A 1,402-nucleotide genomic window follows, 5' to 3' on the forward strand; every position below is an offset into this window, starting at 1 on the left:
GCTCTGGGCCGCCCTGGCCCGTACCGGACGGTCCGCGTGACGCGCGACGGCGGGACGCCAGCGCCGTGGCGCCGAGCAGGCCGAGGCCGATACCGATGGTGACCGCGGTCAGCGTCCGGGCGAGGCCCATCGGCCCGGCGATCGGGGCGCTGGACCGGTACAGCACATCCAGGTCGCCGAAACCGCCGGTCACGGCGATGACGAAGCCGGCGCTCCCGGCGAGGTAGCGGCCCGCGCTCGCGCGCCGTACCAGCAGGACGGCCGCGGCCAGCCCGAGCAGCCAGGCGGCCATCTCGACGATGTTGCCGTAGACGAACCCCGACAGCCGGCCGCTGGCCCGGGAGCAGGCGATGAGCGCCGAATGGGTGACGTCCACGCCGACGATCGCTGTCACGGCCACGGCCAGCACGGTGTCGCGGCGCCGGTACAGCCCGCTGGCGGCGGTCGCGGCGGCGGTCGCCACGGCGAGGACGAGCCACGGCACCGGCGACGGCCCGGGAACCCAGTCGAGGGTGCCGGTGGTGAGAACCGCCTGGTCGTCCACGGTCAGGGGGATCGTCCAGGCGTAGATCTGGTGGAAGCGGCCCGGGGCGGCCCGCACGGCCGGCGGATCCTGGGTGCCCATCCAGTGGGCGCGGTGGTCATGCCAGACGATGGTCCGGCTATCGGCGATCCTCTCCCAGCGTGGGGCGGCCTTGGCGGCCCCGCTGTCGCCGGCTGGGGCGGTGCCGGGCGGCCCGTACCGGTCGCGGTTGAGATATGTGGCGGGTGACAGCGTGTTCTGCCAGACGCCAGCGGAATCCACCCGCAGATAGGGCTCGTCGTCGTACCCCTTGACGACGACCGTGTGGTTACCGGTGACGGTCAGCCGCACCCGGCTGCCGTTCTCCACGGGCACGAGGCTGACGCCGTCCACCGGGGGCTGCGGACCGGTCACGGTGGTGCGGAAGTTCGTGGCCGAGGCGCCGCTGACGGAATGCGCCTGCGCGGGCCCGGCGGCAAGGACGAGCCAGCAGGCCACGGCACCCAGAAGCACGAGCGCACGCCGTGACACGCCGACCGGCCGGCCCCGGCCGGCCAGCCTTTCGCCGACGGCGTTCACGGGGCCTTCATGGGCGCGCGGTCTTCATATGGCCGGATTCTAGCCGGCCGATGAGCGGGAGCCGGTGATTCCTCGTCCCAGGGAGATCACGGAAAACCGCTCGGTGGCCCACGGGAAGTGGATTTATAGATCTTTGAAAGAGTGCTCGGAGGGCCCCGGAAGGCGCGGCACGCCCGGAAGTCGCCGACGGGCGGGGGATGTCCCCGCAAGGCTTCGAGGTTTCCGGGAACGCCACGGGGATTCCCGCGGTGCGTTCCCGGCCGGAGCGGTCGCCGGCTCCCGGCAGACCGGCGCCCGGCA

General features: G+C 73.2%; 1 protein-coding gene. It reads right to left on the minus strand.

The window, feature by feature from the left end; translation table 11 throughout:
- A partial coding sequence (locus AC5LUJ_RS16275; protein ID WP_493465230.1) for a hypothetical protein occupies positions 1–1,102 on the minus strand: 1,102 nt, incomplete at its 3' end.
- Positions 1,103–1,402 lie beyond the last annotated feature (300 nt).

The sequence above is a fragment of the Protofrankia sp. CiP1_Cm_nod3 genome (genome assembly GCF_982290655.1).